The 19,815-nt window shown below is 61.2% G+C and carries 17 protein-coding genes; 8 read left to right on the top strand and 9 right to left on the bottom strand.

Features of this window, described 5'->3' with window-relative positions:
* Window positions 1-5: 5 nt before the first annotated feature.
* The 5 genes from AD663_RS02465 to AD663_RS02445 form a co-directional block, all read right to left on the bottom strand.
* Entirely contained in the window at window positions 6-1,226 is a 1,221-nt protein-coding gene (locus AD663_RS02465) for an electron transfer flavoprotein subunit alpha/FixB family protein (protein WP_053213213.1), read from the bottom strand.
* Entirely contained in the window at window positions 1,226-3,175 is a 1,950-nt protein-coding gene (dgcB, locus tag AD663_RS02460; RefSeq protein WP_053213212.1) for a dimethylglycine demethylation protein DgcB, read from the bottom strand. The genes AD663_RS02465 and dgcB overlap by 1 nt, the downstream gene beginning before the upstream one ends.
* Before the next feature lie 162 nt (window positions 3,176-3,337).
* Window positions 3,338-5,398, bottom strand: coding sequence for a dimethylglycine demethylation protein DgcA (dgcA, locus tag AD663_RS02455; RefSeq protein ID WP_003177590.1), 2,061 nt, complete (start codon window positions 5,396-5,398; stop codon window positions 3,338-3,340).
* 15 nt (window positions 5,399-5,413) lie between these two features.
* Window positions 5,414-5,944 (bottom strand): 4-vinyl reductase, encoded by a 531-nt coding sequence (locus AD663_RS02450; RefSeq protein ID WP_003177589.1) that lies wholly within the window; start codon window positions 5,942-5,944, stop codon window positions 5,414-5,416.
* Window positions 5,945-6,157: 213 nt separating this feature from the next.
* On the bottom strand, window positions 6,158-7,135 hold the full coding sequence (locus AD663_RS02445) for a dipeptidase (protein WP_003177588.1): 978 nt from the start codon (window positions 7,133-7,135) through the stop codon (window positions 6,158-6,160).
* Between the two features lie 232 nt (window positions 7,136-7,367).
* On the opposite strand from AD663_RS02445, the gene AD663_RS02440 reads away from it, so the two are divergent.
* Both AD663_RS02440 and AD663_RS02435 read left to right on the top strand, forming a co-directional pair.
* Complete coding sequence (locus tag AD663_RS02440) at window positions 7,368-7,769, top strand: lysozyme inhibitor LprI family protein (RefSeq protein WP_003177587.1); 402 nt, start codon at window positions 7,368-7,370, stop codon at window positions 7,767-7,769.
* A 31-nt stretch (window positions 7,770-7,800) separates the two neighbouring features.
* Complete coding sequence (locus AD663_RS02435; protein ID WP_003177586.1) at window positions 7,801-8,217, top strand: DUF3010 family protein; 417 nt, start codon at window positions 7,801-7,803, stop codon at window positions 8,215-8,217.
* A 273-nt stretch (window positions 8,218-8,490) separates the two neighbouring features.
* On the opposite strand, the gene AD663_RS02430 is transcribed toward AD663_RS02435, so the two are convergent.
* Both AD663_RS02430 and AD663_RS02425 read right to left on the bottom strand, forming a co-directional pair.
* On the bottom strand, window positions 8,491-9,660 hold the full coding sequence (locus tag AD663_RS02430; protein WP_003177585.1) for an alginate lyase family protein: 1,170 nt from the start codon (window positions 9,658-9,660) through the stop codon (window positions 8,491-8,493).
* 191 nt (window positions 9,661-9,851) lie between these two features.
* On the bottom strand, window positions 9,852-10,796 hold the full coding sequence (locus AD663_RS02425; RefSeq protein ID WP_003177584.1) for a GlxA family transcriptional regulator: 945 nt from the start codon (window positions 10,794-10,796) through the stop codon (window positions 9,852-9,854).
* 169 nt (window positions 10,797-10,965) lie between these two features.
* On the opposite strand from AD663_RS02425, the gene AD663_RS02420 reads away from it, so the two are divergent.
* From AD663_RS02420 to AD663_RS02395, 6 genes are all read left to right on the top strand, one after another.
* Window positions 10,966-11,910: a choline ABC transporter substrate-binding protein gene (locus AD663_RS02420; RefSeq protein ID WP_053213211.1), complete on the top strand. Its 945-nt coding sequence runs from the start codon at window positions 10,966-10,968 to the stop codon at window positions 11,908-11,910.
* A 71-nt stretch (window positions 11,911-11,981) separates the two neighbouring features.
* Entirely contained in the window at window positions 11,982-12,869 is an 888-nt protein-coding gene (locus tag AD663_RS02415; protein ID WP_053213210.1) for a 3-keto-5-aminohexanoate cleavage protein, read from the top strand.
* A 183-nt stretch (window positions 12,870-13,052) separates the two neighbouring features.
* Window positions 13,053-14,018 carry an L-carnitine dehydrogenase gene (locus AD663_RS02410; RefSeq protein ID WP_003177581.1) on the top strand — a complete coding sequence of 322 codons (966 nt, stop codon included), beginning with the start codon at window positions 13,053-13,055 and terminating at the stop codon, window positions 14,016-14,018.
* A gap of 178 nt (window positions 14,019-14,196) precedes the next feature.
* Window positions 14,197-14,673, top strand: a complete 477-nt coding sequence (locus AD663_RS02405; RefSeq protein ID WP_003177579.1) for a thioesterase family protein — start codon at window positions 14,197-14,199, stop codon at window positions 14,671-14,673.
* A gap of 20 nt (window positions 14,674-14,693) precedes the next feature.
* The gene (locus AD663_RS02400) at window positions 14,694-15,857 is read left to right on the top strand and encodes a gamma-butyrobetaine dioxygenase (protein WP_053213209.1); all 1,164 of its coding nucleotides are present in this window, start codon (window positions 14,694-14,696) and stop codon (window positions 15,855-15,857) included.
* A 370-nt stretch (window positions 15,858-16,227) separates the two neighbouring features.
* Window positions 16,228-16,491, top strand: a complete 264-nt coding sequence (locus tag AD663_RS02395) for a hypothetical protein (protein ID WP_003177577.1) — start codon at window positions 16,228-16,230, stop codon at window positions 16,489-16,491.
* A 147-nt stretch (window positions 16,492-16,638) separates the two neighbouring features.
* Here the strand turns inward: AD663_RS02395 and AD663_RS02390 are convergent, their stop codons facing one another.
* Together AD663_RS02390 and AD663_RS02385 are read right to left on the bottom strand one after the other, a co-directional pair.
* Entirely contained in the window at window positions 16,639-17,742 is a 1,104-nt protein-coding gene (locus tag AD663_RS02390; RefSeq protein ID WP_003177576.1) for a GlxA family transcriptional regulator, read from the bottom strand.
* 478 nt (window positions 17,743-18,220) lie between these two features.
* A complete protein-coding gene (locus tag AD663_RS02385; protein ID WP_053213208.1) occupies window positions 18,221-19,597 on the bottom strand; it encodes an L-serine ammonia-lyase in 1,377 nt (458 codons plus the stop codon).
* Window positions 19,598-19,815: the final 218 nt, after the last annotated feature.

Below are 19,815 nucleotides of genomic sequence, written 5' to 3'. Positions count from 1 at the left end.
TTCTCTTAAGCCGCTTCGCGCTTGGCTTCGTTGCGGTAAGCCTCTACCGCCGCGATCAAGGCCTGGAGAATCGCCGCGCTGTCACCGATCACCGACAGGTCTGCCCGCTTGATCATGTCGCAGCCCGGGTCGAGGTTGATCGCCACCACCTTGTCGCAGGCACCGATGCCTTGCAGATGCTGGATCGCCCCGGAAATCCCCACGGCCACATAGACTCGCGCCGTGACCCAGGTGCCAGACGCACCGACCTGGCGGTCACGGGCCATGAAACCATCGTCCACCGCTACCCGCGATGCACCTTCGGTAGCCCCCAGGGCCGCCGCGGTCTGGTGGAACAGCGCCCAGTCCTTGACGCCATTGCCGCCGGAGAAAATGAATTCGGCTTCGGCCATCGGGATCGCCCCCGGGTCCACCGCGACTGCTCCCAGGTCTTCGATACGCGACAGGCTGCGCGCCACGCTTGTGGATAACTCCACAGGCAACGCTTCGTGACGGGTTTCGCTGACCGGCTCAGCGCACTCAGCCGCCGCCAGGATCAAGCGCGCCAATGGCCGCGCCAGGTCTTGCAGGCCTGCACCGGCACGCCCGATGCACTCCTCGCCCTTGACCTGCCAGACCCGGGTGGCCGGGCGTTCGCCCAGGGCCGCAGCAAAACGTCGGCCCAATTCGCCACCACCGGTGCGGCTGTCGGGCAGCAACCAATGACGTGGGTTGAATTGGTTATCCACAGCCCGCAGGCCTTGCACGCGTTGTTCCGGTGCATAACCGCTGAACGCCTCGCCTTCGAGTACCAGCAAGCGGTCGACGCCGGCCGTGGCGAAGGCGTTTTCCTTATGCTCGCCGAAGACCACCGCCAGCACCGCACCATCGCTACCGGCCAACTGATGCGCCAGGCCGAGCAGGTCGCGGTCGTGGCTGCTGAGGCGGCCACCGACCATATCGGGTACCACGCTGATGTAGAACGCCGGTTGCGGCACCTGATGCAACGGCAGTTGCACTTCAGTGGCAACCGTACGCTTGGCCGCGCCACCCTGTTGGGCACCGCTGCGGTCGATGCGTTTGATGCCGTTGGGGCCGATGAAACCGACGCCATGGACGTTCTTGCGGATGACGCCGTTAGGGCCCATCCAGCTTTGTTGTACCGGTTGCATGGCCGCGTGCAGCGGGTGCAAGCGGTTGCGGGCGATCCACTCGGCGCGAGGGTCGCGGCGGATAATGTCGCTCATTAATGCACCTCCGCGGGTTCACGTTTGGCTGGAGTCACGGGCTTGCTCGGGGCGGTGTCTTCGAGCAGGGCATCGGCCACCAACTCGGCGATGTCCTTGATCAGCGGCCGTGGTTCGACCACGCCCTCAAGCATCGCGGTGCATTGTGGACAACCCACGGCCACCAGTTCGGCGCCGGTTTCGCGGATGTCTTCCATACGCATGTCGGGAATCCGCTGTTTGCCAGGGATGTCGGTGATCGGCGCACCGCCGCCACCGCCGCAGCAACGCGAACGGAAACCGGAACGCTGCATCTCCTTGACCTCGATACCCAGCGCACGCAGCACCTGGCGCGGCGCCTCGTATTCGCCGTTGTAGCGACCCAGGTAGCAAGGATCGTGATAGGTCACGCTGTCGCCTTTGTGCTGACCCAGATTAAGCCCGCCGGCCTCGATGATTTCTGCCATATAGGTGCTGTGGTGTTGCACCCGGTAGTTGCCATCGAAGGCGCCGTATTCGTTTTTCAACACGTGGAAGCTGTGGGGATCGCAGGTGACGATGCGGTTGAAACTGTATTTGGCCAGGGTCTGGATGTTGCGCTTGGCCAACAGTTGGAACGTCGCTTCATCGCCCAGGCGGCGAGCCACGTCACCGCTGTCACGCTCTTCGAGGCCGAGCACGGCGAAGTCGATTTTCGCCGCCTTGAGCACTTTGACGAACGCGCGCAGGGTGCGTTGGTTACGCATGTCGAAGGCGCCGTCGCCGACCCAGAACAGCACGTCGGTGGATTTCTTCTCGCTGAGCAGGTTCAGGTTCAGGTCCGCCGCCCAGTTCATCCGCCCACCCGGGGCAAAGCCGCCCGGGTTGTCGGTGGCGATGAGGTTTTCCAGCACCTCGGCGCCCTTGTTCGGCGTGGCGCCTTTTTCCAGGGTCAGGTGGCGACGCATGTCGACGATGGCATCGACGTGCTCGATCATCATCGGGCATTCCTCGACGCAAGCCCGGCAGGTGGTGCAGGACCACAGCGTCTCGGCGTCCACCAGGCCGTTGACGATTGGCTGATGCGGATTACCGCTGTGTTCGCCCACCGCTTTGCCTGGGTACGGACTGCCGGCAAACTTCGCGTCGGTGCCGCCGGCCAGGCCAACGACCATGTCCTGGATGAGTTTTTTCGGGTTCAGCGGCTGGCCGGCGGCGAAGGCCGGGCAAGCGGCTTCGCACTTGCCACACTGCACGCAAGCATCGAAACCGAGCAGTTGGTTCCAAGTGAAATCCTTGGGCTTCTCAACGCCCAGCGGCGCTGCCGGGTCGTTCAGGTCCAGCGGCTTGAGGCCCGTGGAACGACCGCCGCCAAAGCGTTCGGCGCGGCGATGCCAGGCCAGGTGCAGGGCACCGGCGAAGGCATGCTTCATCGGCCCGCCCCAGGTCATGCCGAAGAACATCTCCGACACGCCCCACAGCACGCCCAGGCCCAGCAATGCCACCAACACCCAGCCGCCGAAGTCCGCCGGCAGGATCCCGGCCACCGGCAAGGTCACCAGGAAGAAGCTGATGGAAAACGCGAACAGGCTCTTGGGCAGGCGCATCCACGGGCCTTTCGACAGCCGTGACGGTGGATTGCGGCGACGCAGGGCAATGAAGATCGCACCGCTGAACATCAGCAGGGTGGCGAACAACAATGCATAGCCCAGGATGCGGTTCTGCAGGCCGAAGCCGTGCACCAGGATCGCCAGCACTGCCGCCAGCACAAAACCACCCGCCGTGGCGACGTGGGTGTTGGCGATGTACTTGTCCCGCGCGACCACATGGTGCAAATCCACCATGTAGCGCTTGGGCATGGCGAAGAGACCGCCGATCAGGTCGACCTTGGCCGGTCGGCCCCGGCGCCACATGTTCACCCGCCGCAAGGCGCCAAGGACCGCGAGGCCCAGGGCAGCAAACAGCAGGATGGGGAGAAGGGTGTTCAACATAGGTGTTGCTCCCAAAGACCTCAGGGTCTTGCAGGTCGAGATGCCTTACTCGGTTCCTGTGGGAGCGAGCTTGCTCGCGAATGCATTTTGTCAGTCACATCAGGATTGACTGACCCACCGCTTTCGCGAGCAAGCTCGCTCCCACAGGGTCATGTGCAAGCTTTAGAAATCCTTGCACAACCGCAGGGCGTCGTAGATGGCCGCGTGGGTATTACGCTGGGCCACGCAGTCGCCGATGCGGAACAGCAGGTAGCCATCACCGCTCTGCTCCAGGCACGGTTGGGGCTTGATCGCGAACAGGGCTTCGACGTCGATCTGGCCCTTGTTGCGCGAACCTTCCTTGAGTGCGTAGTAGATTTCTTCGTCCGGCCGCACGCCGTTCTCCACCACAACCTGGTCGACCACGCGTTCCTCCTTGGCCCCGGTGTATTCGTTCTCCAGCACCGCCACCAGCTTGTCGCCTTCGCGGTAGACCTTCTCCAGCATCATGTCCCCGGTCATGATCACTTCCTTGGGGTACATGCTGCGGTAGTAGGTGGGGAACGACGTCCCGCCAATCGCCACGCCCGGCTTGATGTCGTCGGTGACGATCTCGACCTGGCTGCCCTTGTCGGCGAGGAAATCGGCCACCGACATGCCGGTGAATTCGCAGATGGTGTCGTAGACCAACACGTTCTTGCCCGGTGCAACCTTGCCGTCGAGCACGTCCCAGCTGCTGACCACCAGCCCTTCGGCGGCGCCCCAGTGCTCGTTCTGCTCCAGGAACGGATGCCCGCCGACGGCCAGCACCACCACGTCCGGACGCAAGTCCATGATGGTCGCCGCATCCGCCGCCACGCCCAGGCGCAGGTCGACTTTCAGCCGCGCCAGCTCCAGCTGGAACCAGCGGGTGATACCGGCGATCTGGTCCCGTTGCGGGGCTTTCGAGGCCGTGGTGATCTGCCCACCGATGAATTCTTTCTTCTCGAACAGGGTCACCTCGTGCCCACGTTCGGCGGCCACGCGTGCTGCTTCCATCCCGGCCGGGCCGGCACCCACGACCACCACCTTGCGTTTCGGCCCGGTGGACTTCTCGATGATGTGCGGCACGCCCATGTATTCACGGGACGTCGCGGCGTTCTGGATGCACAGCACGTCCAGGCCCTGGTACTGACGGTCGATGCAGTAGTTGGCGCCGACGCACTGCTTGATCTGGTCGATCTGGCCCATCTTGATCTTGGCGATCAGGTGCGGGTCGGCGATGTGCGCACGAGTCATGCCGACCATGTCGACGTAACCGCCCTCGAGGATCCGCGTGGCCTGGTTCGGGTCCTTGATGTTCTGCGCGTGCAGCACCGGGACCTTGACCACTTCCTTGATACCGGCGGCCAAATGCAGGAACGGCTCCGGTGGATAACTCATGTTCGGGATAACGTTGGCCAGGGTGTTGTGGGTGTCGCAACCCGAGCCCACCACGCCGATGAAATCCAGCATGCCGGTGTCGTCGTAGTACTTGGCGATCTGCTTCATGTCCTCGTGGGACAAGCCGTCCGGGTGGAATTCGTCACCGCACAGGCGCATGCCCACGCAGAAATCGTCACCCACTTCGGCGCGCACGGCCTTGAGCACTTCCAGGCCGAATTTCATCCGGCCTTCGAAGCTGCCGCCCCATTCGTCGGTACGCTTGTTGACCCGCGGGCTCCAGAACTGGTCGATCATGTGCTGGTGCACGGCGGACAGCTCGACGCCGTCCAGGCCACCGGCCTTGGCCCGCTTGGCGGCGCTGGCGTAGTTGCCGATCACCCGCCAGATTTCTTCCGGCTCGATGGTCTTGCAGGTGGCGCGATGCACCGGCTCACGCACGCCGGACGGCGACATCAAGGTCGGCCAGTTGAAGCCGTCCCAGCGCGAGCGACGGCCCATGTGGGTAATCTGGATCATGATCTTGGCGCCATGCTTGTGCATGGCGTCGGCCAGGTTCTGGAAGTGCGGGATGATGCGGTCGGTGGACAGGTTCACCGAGCTCCACCATTCCTGCGGGCTGTCGATGGCAACCACCGACGAGCCACCGCAAATGGCCAGGCCGATGCCACCCTTGGCCTTCTCTTCGTAATACTTCACGTACCGGTCGGTGGTCATCCCGCCGTCGGTGGCATAGACCTCGGCGTGGGCGGTGCTGAGCACGCGGTTGCGGATGGTCAGTTTGCCGATCTGGATCGGCTGGAACATTGCTTCAAAAGCCATGGCGCGATCCTCGACTTACAACGGCTTGACGATGAACAGGCCATCGTCGTGGCCTTCTTCGGAACCGCCGTAGACCTGCTCGGCCACAGTGCGGATCTTGCTGCCGCGAGCGGCGAGGATCTGGTCCATGGCGCCGGCAAACCAGCCGGTGAACATATAGTCGACCTTGCGCCCGACCTTGCCGTACACGTAGACGAACGCCGAGTGCTCGAGCTTGACGCTGGCGGTGCCTTTGTCGAGGTCGATGTCCTGGATCTTGAACAGGCCCCAGCCGCGTTGCGACAGGCGCTTCATGTAGTGCTCGAACACCGCGACGCCTTCCAGGCCGTGGCATTCGGCTTCTTTTTCACACCAGTGCCAGGCGGACTTGTAGCCAGCCTTGTAGAGAATCTCGGCGTAGGCGTCGGCGCCCAGCACTTCCTCGATACCCATGTGGTTGTTGACGAAGAAGTGACGCGGCACGTAGAGCATCGGCAGGGCGTCGGAGGTCCAGACACCGGTTTCGCTGTCGACTTCGATAGGCAGTTGCGGGGCGATCTTGGCCATGAAACGTTAACTCCAGAAAATTCGTAGTCAGTGCTTAGCAATGCTTTTGCTTCGCTCTTATAAACCAGCCGTGTGAATGACTTTGGAGCCGTAGCGAGCACGTCGAGAGCAAGGAAGGACCGGAGCGACAAGCGAGACAGTACGGGACGTACGGCGAGCTTGGCGCGAGGACCTGACGCAGCTATCGGCGAGCGGAGTAGGCTCCTGAGTTATTCATTCGCCCCAGACGTCTTTCAGGACGCTTACCCAGTTTTCACCCATGATCTTGCGCACCACCCGCTCTGGATGGCCGCGCTTGAGCAGCGTTTCGGTGAGGTTCGGGAACTCGCCCACGGTGCGGATGCCCAGGGGGTTGATGATCTTGCCGAAGCTGGTCAGACGACGGGCATAGCCCTTGTCGTGGGTCAGCATTTCGAAGAAGTCCTGGCCGTGGCCCTGGGTGAAGTCGGTGCCGATGCCGATGGCGTCTTCGCCGACGATGTTCATGGTGTATTCGATGGCTTCGGCGTAGTCGTCGATGGTCGAATCGATGCCCTTGGCCAGGAACGGCGCGAACATGGTCACGCCGACAAAGCCGCCGTGGTCGGCGATGAACTTCAGTTCTTCATCGGACTTGTTGCGCGGATGTTCTTTCAGGCCGGACGGCAGGCAGTGGGAATAGCAGACCGGTTTCTTCGATTCGAGGATGACTTCTTCGGAAGTCTTGGAACCGACATGGGAGAGGTCGCACATGACGCCGACCCGGTTCATCTCGGCAACGATTTCGCGACCGAAGCCCGACAGGCCACCGTCACGCTCATAGCAACCGGTGCCCACCAGGTTCTGGGTGTTGTAGCACATCTGCACCACGCCAACGCCAAGCTGCTTGAAGATCTCGACGTAGCCGAGTTGGTCTTCGAACGCGTGGGCGTTCTGGAAGCCGAAGATGATGCCGGTCTTGCCCTGTTCCTTGGCGCGGCGGATATCGGCGGTGGTTTTCACCGGGATCACCAGGTCGCTGTTCTCGCGGATCAGCTTCTGGCTGGCGACGATATTGTTGATGGTCGCCTGGAAGCCTTCCCACACCGACACGGTGCAGTTGGCGGCGGTCAGCCCACCCTTGCGCATATCTTCGAACAGTTCACGGTTCCACTTGGCAATGATCAGCCCGTCGATAACGATGCTGTCGGCGTGCAATTCGGCTGGGCTCATCAGGCAGTCCCCTTTTGTCAGATCCACGCGCCGAATCGTGTGCCGGCGCTTTGGGGCCAGCATATGCCTGAGGGCCGTGGCGACCGGGTGCAAAAACGACAGGGGAATTGCCGAAAGCGTCAATCCGCGACAAAGGGTCATGGCCGCTCCACCCTGCCCGTCTGTTCTTTACCCGTCGCTTGCGCCAGAATCCGCCGCATCACTGGTTTTCACTGGACTGAGCGGCGACGCGATGAAATCACTTTTCCTGGCTTTGGCATTGATCAGCACCGTGGCCCACGCCACCGAAGACACCGAACAAAACCCCTGCGACGCGGTGGAAAACGACGTCCAGACCCTGGCCTGCTCGGCCTATGGCAAGACCGCCGCCGAACAACTGCTCAATGAGAACCTGCAAAGCCTCAACGAACGCCTGCAAACCCGCTACGCCAGCGACAAGGCGCAACTCAACGACATCACCGCCAAGATCAAGGCCGCCCAGCAACTGTGGCTAAAACAGCGCGAAGCCGACTGCGCCATCGCCGCCTTCCCGGCCAAACCCGGCAGCGAAGCCTACAAAATCGCCGAAAACGACTGCATGGCCCAGGTGAGCGATGATCGGTCGGAGTTCTTGGAGTCGATTGGGCAGGAGTAAGCTGCACACCCCCTCAAGCAAAGAGATTCACATGAAAACCTGCGGCATCGAAATCAAAGGCAGCGAAGCGATCATCGCCGTTGCCTCGCTGGATCAGCTGGCCTTGACCCACGTCGCGCTGAACACCAAGAAAATCGCCCTGGACGACGATGACGAAGCCGCCAACGTCAAGGCGTTTGCCGCTCAGGTGCGGGCATTCGTGGCTGAGCATGGTATCGAACGCATCGCCATCAAGAAGCGCAGCAAGAAAGGCGAGTTCGCCGGCGGACCGACCACGTTCAAGATTGAAGGGGTTTTTCAATTGCTGGAGGATTGCGAGGTGACGCTGCTGTCACCGCAGACCATCAACGCGCAGCACAAGAAACATGACTTCGCCTTGCCAGCGACGCTGAACAAATATCAGCATGAGGCCTACAAGGCAGCGTGTTCGGCGTTGCTGAAAAAATAAATGCGTTTCCCCTGTGGAATGCGCCCCCCCGTGGCGAGGGAGCTTGCTCCCGCTGGGGCGCGCAGCGGCCCTCGCTTTTTTGGGGCTGCTACGCAGCCCAGCGGGAGCAAGCTCCCTCGCCACAGGTGTAGGCGGACATCAGGCTTTTATCCCCGTTTATGGCGACAGGTATAATTTATAGTCGCGGGAATAATTGAGTATAAAAGCCTCTCAAACCAGCTCCCGCCCGTCCCCAATCACCGCCGGGTCTTCTCAAACCAGATACGACTGGTTCTATGGGATGATCCCCGTGGATCCATGGGTCAGCGTTTCCCAAAGGTAATGAAATTTTCCTTTGACTGGGCGGTGCTTTTGCAGGAACAGCGACGTCTGCGGCAGGGAAGCGCCTTGACGCAACGCGTAGTGATTGAATCCTATTTCGAACGTGCCGACCGTATCGTTCCTGTATCCATCATAGGACTTGCATAGTTTTGCCTGATCACCATTTTGATAGGCACTGTGCAACTCCATCGCCGCCGCAATGCGTAACGCGGCCTGGCTGGTTTGATCCCCATATAAATCAATCCCTTGTAAACGTGCGCTCTCCGCAACGTTGATTATTGCCGCCAGACCATAAGCCGCATGCTCAAAGTCCCGGCAACTTTCTTGCGACAAACCTTCCACGTAGACTTCAGGGCTACTCCAGTGCGCATTAACTTGTGCGTTGCTACGCGAGCACCACGGAGCATTCTTCGGACGTGCGCCATCGGAGGAGAGATAAATATAGGACGGAACAAGGCCACGCCACTTCGCAACGGCGTCATCCAACCACGCCTGTTTTTTATTGAATACAGCAATATTAAACATTGCTTCAATGGCACTTGCATGCCAGTTCTTGTTATAGCAACTATAACTCCCGGAAAAAGCACGCAGCACGTCAGGATAATACTGCCTGGCAAATAACCTGGTCACTTTGTCTTTTTCCGGCTGGGGCCAACCATCGTAGGAATATTTGACAATTTCAGCGGCTCTGGTAAACAACGCTGCCGTCCATGCAGCTTGCAAGGGACCATTACTATTGGTGTGACCACCGATCAGTGTGTCGGCCCAAGCATTGAGGATTTTTCGTACATTCTCTGCATACCGAGGGTCACCGCTCAGCCGCCATAATAAAGCCTGCGTGTAGGCTGCCCGGGCGTCTCTGGTCTCGTCCGAACAGCCGTTATTGGGATTGGAATACGAGCCACACTCTACCGTCGTCCAAGGCGTCGGCTCGTAATTTCTATCGCCCAAGGGGTCTTGCAGGGCTTTTTCATAAGCGCTCCTCCAAGGCTCTCGATGTATATTTTCCTTCACGTACTGTAATTGCTTGAAGTCCACCAGAATTCCAGGATGGGCGAGATTTGCTTGTACCAAACGACTAACTAATAGCAATACAAAAAAAAGCCAAATATTTCTCTTCATGCACAGCACCTCCCTTGGCCCTATTCAGCGGTCCGTTAAAACACGTTTCTTGGATCGGCAGAAAATCCTTTAGCCGCCATCAGAACTAACAGCACCAGTCTTTAAAAAAACCAAGACGATCGCCAGGAATAATTTAAATCAAAAAATTTAAATACCGTTTTTGGTGCAGGTGCCCTAGAGGTGTTTTGCTTTCAAACCAACTGCCGCCGCCGATCCTCCCGCGGGCAGCGTTCGAACCGTGCCCGGTAACTGCGGGTGAAGTACGACGGTGATTCGAAACCGCAGGCAATGCTCACTTCCAACACGCTCATGTCGGTCTGGCGCAGCAGTTGCCGGGCCTTTTCCAGGCGCAAGCGCAGGTAGAAGTTGCTCGGGGTGTCGTTCAAGTGCAGGCGGAACAGCCTTTCGAGCTGGCGACGTGTGACGCTGATGGATTCGGCCAGGGCCAAAGTGCTCAGGGGCGGTTCGCTGTGGGTTTCCATCTCGCCGATGACATGCACCAGTTTCTTGTTGCGAATGCCGTAGCGACTGGCGATTTCCATGCGCTGATGGTCTTTGCGCGGGCGAATGCGGCCAAGCACGAATTGCTCGCTCACTTGAATCGCCAGCTCGGGACCGTGGGCCTGGCCGATCAGGTCGAGCATCAGGTCGATGGAAGCGGTGCCGCCGGCGCAGGTGATACGGCGACGGTCGATTTCGAACAATTCCTGGGTCACGCTGAGCTGTGGATAAGACTCTTTGAACGCCTCGATCGCTTCCCAGTGCAGGGTCACGCGATGCCCTTCCAGCAGACCCGCTTCGGCCAGGACCACACTGCCCGTGTCGATACCGCCCAGGCTCACGCCTTCGTTGTCCAGCCGATGCAGCCAGCGCTCCAATGCCGGGGTGGCGAACTTCAGCGGTTCGAACCCCGCCACCACCCAAAGGGTCGCGCCCTTTTTCAGTGGCTCCAGCGCGGCATCGGCGTTGACCGACATACCGTTGCTCGCCAGCACCGCTCCACCATCGGCACTCAACACATGCCAGCGGTACAGCTCGCCGCGAAAACGATTGGCGACCCGCAACGGCTCGATAGCCGAAATGAAACCGATGGCCGAGAAACCCGGCATCAACAAGAAGTAGAAATCCTGGGACATGGAGCGCACTCGGTTGGCGGGTAGCGTGCCGACCTTGATACGCCACAGGTCGCTGCAGTGCAAGAGCGCGTCGCCGCCGTGCGTTTTGCAAGGCTGCGGGCTGCGTAACTTGGCATCACCGGCGCGCAGACACCGGAACCCATAACAATAAGCTGCCGAGGACCCCGCCATGAAACGATTGATCAGCTACTGCGTTCTTGCCCTGAGCGGTACCACTTTGTTGAATGGCGCCGCCCTGGCAGCCGAGCCCGCCGCGTGCCAGAACGTGCGCCTGGGCGTGGTCAACTGGACCGACGTCATCGCCACCAGCGCCCTGACCCAGGTGATGCTCGATGGCCTCGGCTACAAGACCAAACAGACCAGCGCCTCCCAGCAAATCATCTTTGCCGGCATCCGCGACCAGCGCCTGGACCTGTTCCTCGGCTACTGGAATCCGCTGATGACCCAGACCATCACCCCGTTCGTCGAGGCCAAGCAGGTCAAAGTGCTGACGGAGCCAAGCCTCAAGGATGCGCGCGCCACCCTGGCCGTGCCCACCTACCTGGCCGACAAGGGCCTGAAGACGTTCGCCGACATCGCCAAGTTCGAAAAAGAACTGGGCGGCAAGATCTATGGCATCGAGCCAGGCTCCGGCGCCAACACCCAGATCAAGGCGATGATCGCCAAGAACCAGTTCGGTCTGGGCAAATTCCAATTGGTCGAGTCCAGCGAGGCCGGCATGCTCGCCGCTGTGGACCGCGCCGTGCGGCGCAAGGAAGCCGTGGTGTTCTTTGGCTGGGCGCCGCACCCGATGAACGTCAATGTGCAAATGACCTACCTCACTGGCAGCGAAGACGCCCTCGGTCCGAACGAAGGCATGGCCACCGTGTGGACCGTCACCGCTCCGGACTATGCCCAGCAATGCCCGAACGTCGGGCGGTTGTTGAGCAACCTGACATTCACCGCCGAAGACGAGAGCCGGATGATGCAGCCGCTGCTGGATCACAAGGACCCGCTCGAATCGGCCCGGCAATGGCTCAAGGATCACCCGCAAGACAAACAGCGTTGGCTCGAAGGCGTAACCACCTTCGACGGCAAGCCGGCCGCCGACAACCTGAAACTGACCAGCAACTGACCCACCACTACCTATCTGCGCAGCGCCCGACGGCTGCGCAGTGACCGACCACGCCTGAAGGAATCCGCACCATGAACCACGACGTCATCATCACCTGCGCACTCACCGGTGCTGGCGACACGACCGCCAAGAGCCCCCACGTGCCGGTCACCCCGAAACAGATCGCCGAGGCCGCTGTCGAGGCCGCCAAGGCCGGAGCCACGGTGGTCCACTGCCATGTTCGCGACCCGCAGACCGGCAAGTTCAGCCGGGACGTGACGCTGTACCGCGAAGTGATGGAACGCATCCGTGAGGCAGACGTGGACATCATCGTCAATCTCACCGCCGGCATGGGCGGCGACCTGGAGATCGGTGCCGGTGAACGGCCGATGGAGTTCGGCCCCAACACCGACCTCGTGGGCCCGCTGACCCGCCTGGCCCACGTCGAAGCGCTACTGCCGGAGATTTGCACGCTGGATTGCGGCACCCTGAACTTCGGCGATGGCGACACCATTTATGTGTCCACCCCGGCGCAACTGCGAGCCGGCGCCAAGCGCATCACCGAGCTGGGGGTCAAGGCCGAGCTGGAAATCTTCGACACCGGCCATCTGTGGTTCGCCAAGCAACTGATCAAGGAAGGCCTGCTGGACAACCCGCTGTTCCAGCTCTGCCTGGGCATCCCATGGGGCGCACCGGCCGACACCACGACGATGAAAGCCATGGTCGACAACCTGCCGGCCGACGCGGTGTGGGCCGGCTTCGGCATTGGCCGCATGCAAATGCCGATGGCGGCCCAGGCCGTGTTGCTGGGCGGCAACGTGCGGGTCGGATTGGAAGACAACCTGTGGTTGGACAAAGGCGTGCTCGCCACCAATGGCCAACTGGTGGAGCGGGCCAGTGAAATCCTCAGTCGCCTCGGAGCGCGGGTGCTCACCCCAGCTGAAGGCCGCAAGAAGATGGGCCTGACCAAACGTAGCTAAACCAAAAGCACACATAGGATCTGCACTGACCGCAGATCCCAAGACCAGCACAGATCGAGTGTGGGAGCGGGCTTGCTCGCGAAGGGGCCGGTACCTCCGATGGATCTTCTGTGAAAGGAATTCCGTCTTCGCGAGCAAGCCCGCTCCCACATTAGGAATCGGCGAACCATTCAGGAAATCACCATGAGCTTTATCACTGACATCAAAATCTTCGCCGCCCTGGGCAGCGGTGTGATCGGCAGCGGCTGGGTCAGCCGCGCCCTGGCCCATGGCCTGGACGTCGTGGCCTGGGACCCAGCGCCGGGCGCCGAGGCGGCATTGCGCAAGCGCGTCGCCAACGCCTGGGGCGCGCTGGAGAAACAGGGCCTGGCCCCTGGGGCGTCGCAGGATCGGCTGCGCTTTGTCGCGACCATCGAAGAGTGTGTACGCGACGCCGACTTCATCCAGGAAAGCGCCCCCGAGCGCCTGGAACTGAAACTGGAACTGCACGGCCAGATCAGCGCCGCCGCCAAGCCGAACGCGCTGATCGGTTCCAGCACTTCGGGGCTTTTGCCCAGCGAATTCTATGAAGGTTGCACCCACCCGGAACGCTGCGTGGTCGGGCACCCGTTCAACCCGGTCTACCTGCTGCCGCTGGTGGAAGTGGTGGGCGGCAAACACACCGCGCCAGAAGCGGTGCAGGCGGCCATGCAGGTGTATGAATCCCTCGGCATGCGGCCGCTGCATGTGCGCAAGGAAGTGCCCGGTTTCATCGCCGACCGGTTGCTCGAAGCGCTGTGGCGCGAAGCCTTGCACCTGGTCAACGACGGCGTGGCCACCACCGGTGAAATCGACGACGCCATTCGTTTTGGGGCCGGGTTGCGCTGGTCATTCATGGGCACGTTCCTGACCTATACCCTGGCTGGCGGCGATGCCGGGATGCGTCACTTCATGGCCCAGTTCGGCCCGGCGCTGCAATTGCCATGGACCTACCTGCCAGCGCCGGAACTGACTGAAAAACTCATCGACGACGTGGTGGACGGGACGAGCGAGCAACTGGGCAGCCACAGCATTTCGGCCCTGGAGCGCTATCGTGATGATTGCCTGCTGGCGGTGCTGGAGGCGGTGAAGACGACCAAAGCCAAGCATGGGATGGCGTTCACTGAATAATCACAACCCCATGTGGCGAGGGAGCTTGCTCCCGCTGGACTGCGAAGCAGTCCCAAAACCGGCAAATGCGGTGTCAGTCAAATTGCATTCGCCGGTTTTACGACCGCTTCGCGGCCGAGCGGGAGCAAGCTCCCTCGCCACAAAAGGGTACATCAGCGACTGTTTGTGGAGTTCCGCCATGCCCACTCTAACCACCTACCAAACCCGCATTCTCCCGGAATGGGTCGATTACAACGGCCACCTGCGCGACGCCTTCTACCTGCTGATCTTCAGTTATGCCACCGATGCGTTGATGGACCGGCTCGGCCTGGACAGCCAGAACCGCGAGGCCAGCGGTCACTCGCTGTTCACCCTCGAACTGCACCTCAACTACCTGCACGAAGTAAAACTCGACGCCGCCGTGGAAGTGCGCACGCACATCATCGGCCATGACGCCAAGCGCCTGCACCTCTACCACAGCCTGCACTTGGCGGGCGGCGATAAAGAGCTGGCCGGTAATGAGCAAATGCTGCTGCACGTCGACCTGGCCGGCCCGCGTTCGGCGCCTTTCACGGAGCAGACCTTGGGCAGACTCACCGCCCTGCTCGATGAACAGTCCGACCTGCCATCCCCGGCCTACATCGGGCGGGTCATCGCGCTGCCAGCCGCCCGATAAGTCCGCAACAGGAGATCGCCATGAACACCGCCGCCGCTTTTGCCGACTTCCGCCGATATCCTCGGATCTGCGCACTGGGCGCGGTGACGCCCATGGCCGACCGGCTACAGGTCACCTGGGCCGACAGCCGGGTCAGCCCCTTCCACCATCAATGGCTGCGGGACAACTGCCCTTGCCCTGAATGCGTCTACAGCGTCACTCGGGAACAAGTGCTGGAAATCGTCGACGTCCCCGAACACCTTGCCCCCGCTACCGTCGGCCTCGACGACGAAGGTTGTTTGTGCGTCAGTTGGCAGGACGGTCACCAGAGCCGTTTCGATCCAGGCTGGTTGCGCGCCCACGCCTACGATGATCAATCCAGGGCCGAGCGCCTGGCGAACAAACCTCGGCGCCAACTGTGGCAGCACGATCTGCAACTGCCGGTGTTCGATTACCCGGCGTTGATGGAAGACGCCGATGCGTTGCTGCACTGGCTGCTGGCGGTGCGCGACATCGGCCTGACGCAAGTACGCGGCGTGCCCACCGAACCCGGGTCGCTGAAACAGATTGCCCAGCGCATTTCCTTTATCCGCGAAAGCAACTTCGGCGTGCTGTTCAACGTGCAATCCAAGGCCAATGCCGACAGCAACGCCTACACCGCTTTCAACTTGCCACTGCACAGCGATTTGCCGACGCGGGAGTTGCAGCCGGGGCTTCAGTTCTTGCATTGCCTGGTGAATGACGCTGAGGGTGGCGAGAGTATTTTTGTCGACGGCTTTGCCATCGCCGAGACGCTGCGCCAGGAAGATCCCGAAGCCTTCGACGCGCTGTGCCAGATCCCGGTGGAGTTTCGCAACAAGGATCGTCACAGCGATTACCGTTGCCTGGCGCCGATCATTGCGCTGGATGTCCTCGGGCATGTCTCGGAGATCCGCATGGCGAACTTCCTGCGCGGGCCGTTCGACACCTCGGTCGAGCAGATGCCCCGGCTGTACCGCGCGTACCGTCGCTTCATCGCCCTGACCCGCGAGCCACAATTTCGTCTGGTACAGCGTCTCGAACCCGGCCAACTCTGGTGCTTCGACAACCGCCGCACCCTCCACGCCCGCAACGCCTTCGACCCGGCCTCGGGGGCGCGGCATTTCCAGGGTTGCTATGTGGATCGGGATGAGTTGTTGTCGCGGATTCTGGTTCTACAACGCTAGACCGCGTAACGGCCATTCGCGAGCAAGCTCGTTCCCACAGGAGTCCGGGTTCCCATGTGGGAGCGGGCTTGCTCGCGATAGCGGTCTGTCCGGCAGCCCATCTCCCCCTGTTTCACCCAGGCAAAAAAATCCCCGATCAAGCCGTGACTGGATCGGGGCAGGTGCGTTACTGGAGGAGCCGTCGCGCGAGGGTGACCAAACCATCGTGATTCAGCTTGAGTTCAGTGTGCCCAGTACGGGTTCGCGAGAGTTAGCCGAAAACGACCTGTTCATAGGTATCCGGGCCATTGCGACAGTTTGCCCTTGCCGCCGCTTCGGACGGCTACCAGAATCGAGGCACGACCCCAATCCCTGAACAAGGAAAAGCGTCATGATGTACGCCGATTTGATCGACCAGGAAGACCTGCTGGGCCAGCTCAAGGCCCTTGGGCTCCAGATACCCAGCGGCTCTACGGCCGAGCAGGCGTGTGAGTGCGCTGTGCGGGGCTTGGACCGGGCCCGCGCCAATGAGCTGCGGCGGATGGTCAAGGACATGTACACCAGCAGCGCCACCATCCTGCCAGCCGTGCGCCAGGCGATTGATAAGCAGTTGCTGCCGGCATTGACCGAATATCAGCAAAACCATAGCGCCTGACCCTGTGGCGAGGGAGCTTGCTCCCGCTCGGCCGCGAAGCGGTCGTAAACCTGGCTACGCTATATGTCCGAGACACCGCATAGGCCGGTTTTGGGACTGCTTCGCAGTCCAGCGGGAGCAAGCTCCCTCGCCACAAAAGCTGTTGCGCTAGAGCCTTACGCTGGCAAACGTCGACTCATTGCGCGCCTGGCTCAGCGCCGACAGCGGGCCGGACAGCGGCGACAGCACCAGTGCCTGTGGCAGCGGCATCATCGCCACTTGCTGCGTGGTATTGGAACCTACACGCTCGTCCCGTGGCGGAATGCCGAAGTACTCGCGATAGCACTTGGAGAAGTGCGGCGTGGAGACGAAACCGCATACCGACGCCACTTCGATGATCGACATCGGTGTCTGCTTGAGCAACTGCCGTGCACGAATCAGCCGCAGCTTGAGGTAATAGCGCGACGGCGAGCAGTGCAGGTACTTCTGGAACAACCGCTCCAGCTGACGCCGGGACACGGCGACGTACACCGCCAGTTCGTCCAGGTCGATCGGCTCTTCGAGATTGGCTTCCATCAGCGCGACGATTTCCTGCAACTTCGGCTGGTTGGTGCCAAGCATGTGCTTGAGTGGCACACGCTGGTGGTCCTGCTCGTTGCGGATACGCTCGTAGACAAACATTTCGGAGATCGCCGCCGACAGTTCGCGGCCGTGATCACGGCTGATCAGGTGCAGCATCATGTCCAGCGGTGCGGTGCCGCCGGAGCTGGTGAAACGGTTGCGGTCGAGGGTGAACAGACGGGTGCTCATCGATACCCGTGGAAAGGCTTCCTGCATCGCGGCCAGGCATTCCCAATGCACGCTGCAATCGAAACCGTCCAGCAGGCCGGCGCAGGCCAGGGCCCAACTGCCGGTGCAGACCGCACCGAGGCGACGGGACTGACGGGCCTGGCTTTGCAGCCATGACACATGTTCGCGGGTGACGGTGCGCTGGATACCGATGCCGCCACAGACGATGACCGTGTCCAGTGCCGGGGCCTTGTGCATGGAGGCATCCGGGGTGATCTGTAAACCATCGCTGGCCCAGACTTGCCCGCCGTCAACGGTGAGGGTGGTCCAACGATATAGCTCGCGACCGGATAACTGGTTAGCCATGCGTAGCGGTTCTACCGCGGACGCCAGGGAAATCAGCGTGAAATTGTCCAGCAGCAGAAAGCCGATGGATTGAGGCGCACGGTTCTGGGGTTGGGCCCCGGAGTTGGACGTCGTCATCGCGGTATCTCCTCACACAAAGCGGGTGATGGCCTCAGGCGGAGGCTCTTGTTATTGCCATCGTTCTCTTGCGTGAGACGGGGCTTTATCGGGATAGAGCAATTGCCGTGCCTAAAATTGAATGGGTGTTCAATAAATCCTGAAAACGACATCGCGGCCTGTCTACATAAGGCATGCGTGATGTAGGGGTTATAAGCGCCATCCAGGCCGCAGGTACCTGTCACAGCGGGCTGTGAGCAGATCGGTAGCACTTGTGGGAACTGGGCTGCGGCGCTTGTGCGGCGGATGTCACCGCAAGCGCGGGGACGGATGGTCGGGCGGTGTGCAAAGGAGTGACCGACAAGTCACGTCTTATCTGTTTGCGACGCGCCAAAACGTGGCGTGTTTGCGCATGAGTGTTCATTTAACGAGCGGTTTTCTCGATACCCGTGGCGAGGGAGCTTGCTCCCTCGCCACAGGATTATTCACAGCGCCTTAATCAGCACTCCACCGCACTGACCGCCAAGCCACCCCGGGAGGTTTCCTTGTATTTGTCATGCATGTCGGCGCCGGTATCGCGCATGGTGCGGATCACCCGGTCCAGGGAGATGAAGTGTTGGCCGTCGCCCCGCAACGCCATTTGCGCGGCGTTGATGGCTTTCACCGCGGCAATCGCATTGCGCTCGATGCACGGCACTTGCACCAGGCCACCCACCGGATCGCAGGTCAGGCCAAGGTTGTGTTCCAGGCCGATTTCCGCCGCGTTGCACAGTTGTTCCGGCGTGGCTCCGAGAATCTCCGCCAAACCCGCCGCCGCCATGGCGCAGGCCGACCCCACCTCGCCCTGGCAACCGACTTCGGCGCCGGAGATCGAAGCGTTTTTCTTGCACAGGATCCCTACTGCCGCCGCGCTGAGGAAATAATCCACGACGTTGGCGTCGGTGACCGCTTCGCTGAATTTCATGAAGTAATGCAGCACCGCCGGAATGATTCCCGCCGCGCCATTGGTCGGCGCCGTGACCATGCGCCCGCCGGCGGCGTTTTCTTCGTTGACCGCCAGGGCGAAAAGATTGACCCACTCCATGGCGCTCAGGGTCGAGCCGATGACATTGGGCTTGTTCAGCTCTTGCAGGCTGCGGTGCAATTTGGCCGCACGCCGGCGTACATTCAGACCGCCAGGCAGGATGCCCTCATGCTTGAGACCCTGCTCGACGCAATCCTGCATGGCGCGCCAGAGTTTCATCAGGCCGCTGCGAATCTCTTCTTCCGAGCGCCAGACCTTTTCGTTGGCCATCATCAACTCGGCCACCCGCAGGTTGTGGGTGCGACACAGATCGAGCAATTCTTCGGCGCTGGAAAAATCGTAAGGCAGTTCGGTGCGGTCCAGGTCCACCACGCCGCTGGACGCCTGGGCCTGATCGACGACAAAACCGCCGCCGACAGAATAATAGGTATCACGGTGCAGCTCGCCGTTATCACCCTCGGCCACCAGCGTCATCGCATTGGGGTGGAACGGCAGGTTCTCGTCGATCAGGCGCATGTCCCGCGACCAGATGAAAGGCACCGGCAAGCGACTGTCCAGCAGCAGCGTCCCGGTCTCGCGCAGCAGTTCGATACGCGTGCCGATCTGCGACGGATCAATCGAATCCGGCCACTCCCCCATCAAGCCCATGATCACTGCGTTGTCGCTGCCGTGGCCAATGCCGGTGGCGGACAGTGAGCCGAACAACTGCACCTCGACCCGGCGCACATCGTGCAGCATCGCTTTGGTCCGCAGTGCCTCTACAAACAAAGCCGCGGCGCGCATGGGGCCCACCGTGTGGGAGCTGGACGGGCCGATACCAATCTTGAACAGATCGAAAACGCTGATTGCCATTGCCGAGAACCTCCAGAACAGGCACATCCGGGCGCAGGAGCGTCCGGTGGCGGAGCTGCTACGCTCAACGCCGGGATGGCCGCATCATCCGGCTTTTGTCTTGAGGCCCGACGTCTGACACCGACGCAATCATGCCCGCCAACGCCGCCTGGCGTTTGCCCCGGTTTTGCGCCGTTTTTTTGCGGTTCAGAAGCCTGCCAAGGGCGGAAAAAATCTGT

Source organism: Pseudomonas sp. Q12-87 (assembly GCF_001269755.1).
GTDB lineage: Bacteria > Pseudomonadota > Gammaproteobacteria > Pseudomonadales > Pseudomonadaceae > Aquipseudomonas > Aquipseudomonas fluorescens_S.
This window is presented reverse-complemented; position numbering and strand designations above follow the sequence as displayed.

What these genes read in the sequence shown, in the direction of transcription:
- AD663_RS02465 (WP_053213213.1), bottom strand. Translation starts at nt 1,226, where the DNA reads ATGAGCGACATTATCCGCCGCGACCCTCGCGCCGAGTGGATCGCCCGC.
- dgcB (WP_053213212.1), bottom strand. Translation starts at nt 3,175, where the DNA reads ATGTTGAACACCCTTCTCCCCATCCTGCTGTTTGCTGCCCTGGGCCTC.
- dgcA (WP_003177590.1), bottom strand. Translation starts at nt 5,398, where the DNA reads ATGGCTTTTGAAGCAATGTTCCAGCCGATCCAGATCGGCAAACTGACC.
- AD663_RS02450 (WP_003177589.1), bottom strand. Translation starts at nt 5,944, where the DNA reads ATGGCCAAGATCGCCCCGCAACTGCCTATCGAAGTCGACAGCGAAACC.
- AD663_RS02445 (WP_003177588.1), bottom strand. Translation starts at nt 7,135, where the DNA reads ATGAGCCCAGCCGAATTGCACGCCGACAGCATCGTTATCGACGGGCTG.
- AD663_RS02440 (WP_003177587.1), top strand. Translation starts at nt 7,368, where the DNA reads ATGAAATCACTTTTCCTGGCTTTGGCATTGATCAGCACCGTGGCCCAC.
- AD663_RS02435 (WP_003177586.1), top strand. Translation starts at nt 7,801, where the DNA reads ATGAAAACCTGCGGCATCGAAATCAAAGGCAGCGAAGCGATCATCGCC.
- AD663_RS02430 (WP_003177585.1), bottom strand. Translation starts at nt 9,660, where the DNA reads ATGAAGAGAAATATTTGGCTTTTTTTTGTATTGCTATTAGTTAGTCGT.
- AD663_RS02425 (WP_003177584.1), bottom strand. Translation starts at nt 10,796, where the DNA reads ATGTCCCAGGATTTCTACTTCTTGTTGATGCCGGGTTTCTCGGCCATC.
- AD663_RS02420 (WP_053213211.1), top strand. Translation starts at nt 10,966, where the DNA reads ATGAAACGATTGATCAGCTACTGCGTTCTTGCCCTGAGCGGTACCACT.
- AD663_RS02415 (WP_053213210.1), top strand. Translation starts at nt 11,982, where the DNA reads ATGAACCACGACGTCATCATCACCTGCGCACTCACCGGTGCTGGCGAC.
- AD663_RS02410 (WP_003177581.1), top strand. Translation starts at nt 13,053, where the DNA reads ATGAGCTTTATCACTGACATCAAAATCTTCGCCGCCCTGGGCAGCGGT.
- AD663_RS02405 (WP_003177579.1), top strand. Translation starts at nt 14,197, where the DNA reads ATGCCCACTCTAACCACCTACCAAACCCGCATTCTCCCGGAATGGGTC.
- AD663_RS02400 (WP_053213209.1), top strand. Translation starts at nt 14,694, where the DNA reads ATGAACACCGCCGCCGCTTTTGCCGACTTCCGCCGATATCCTCGGATC.
- AD663_RS02395 (WP_003177577.1), top strand. Translation starts at nt 16,228, where the DNA reads ATGATGTACGCCGATTTGATCGACCAGGAAGACCTGCTGGGCCAGCTC.
- AD663_RS02390 (WP_003177576.1), bottom strand. Translation starts at nt 17,742, where the DNA reads ATGACGACGTCCAACTCCGGGGCCCAACCCCAGAACCGTGCGCCTCAA.
- AD663_RS02385 (WP_053213208.1), bottom strand. Translation starts at nt 19,597, where the DNA reads ATGGCAATCAGCGTTTTCGATCTGTTCAAGATTGGTATCGGCCCGTCC.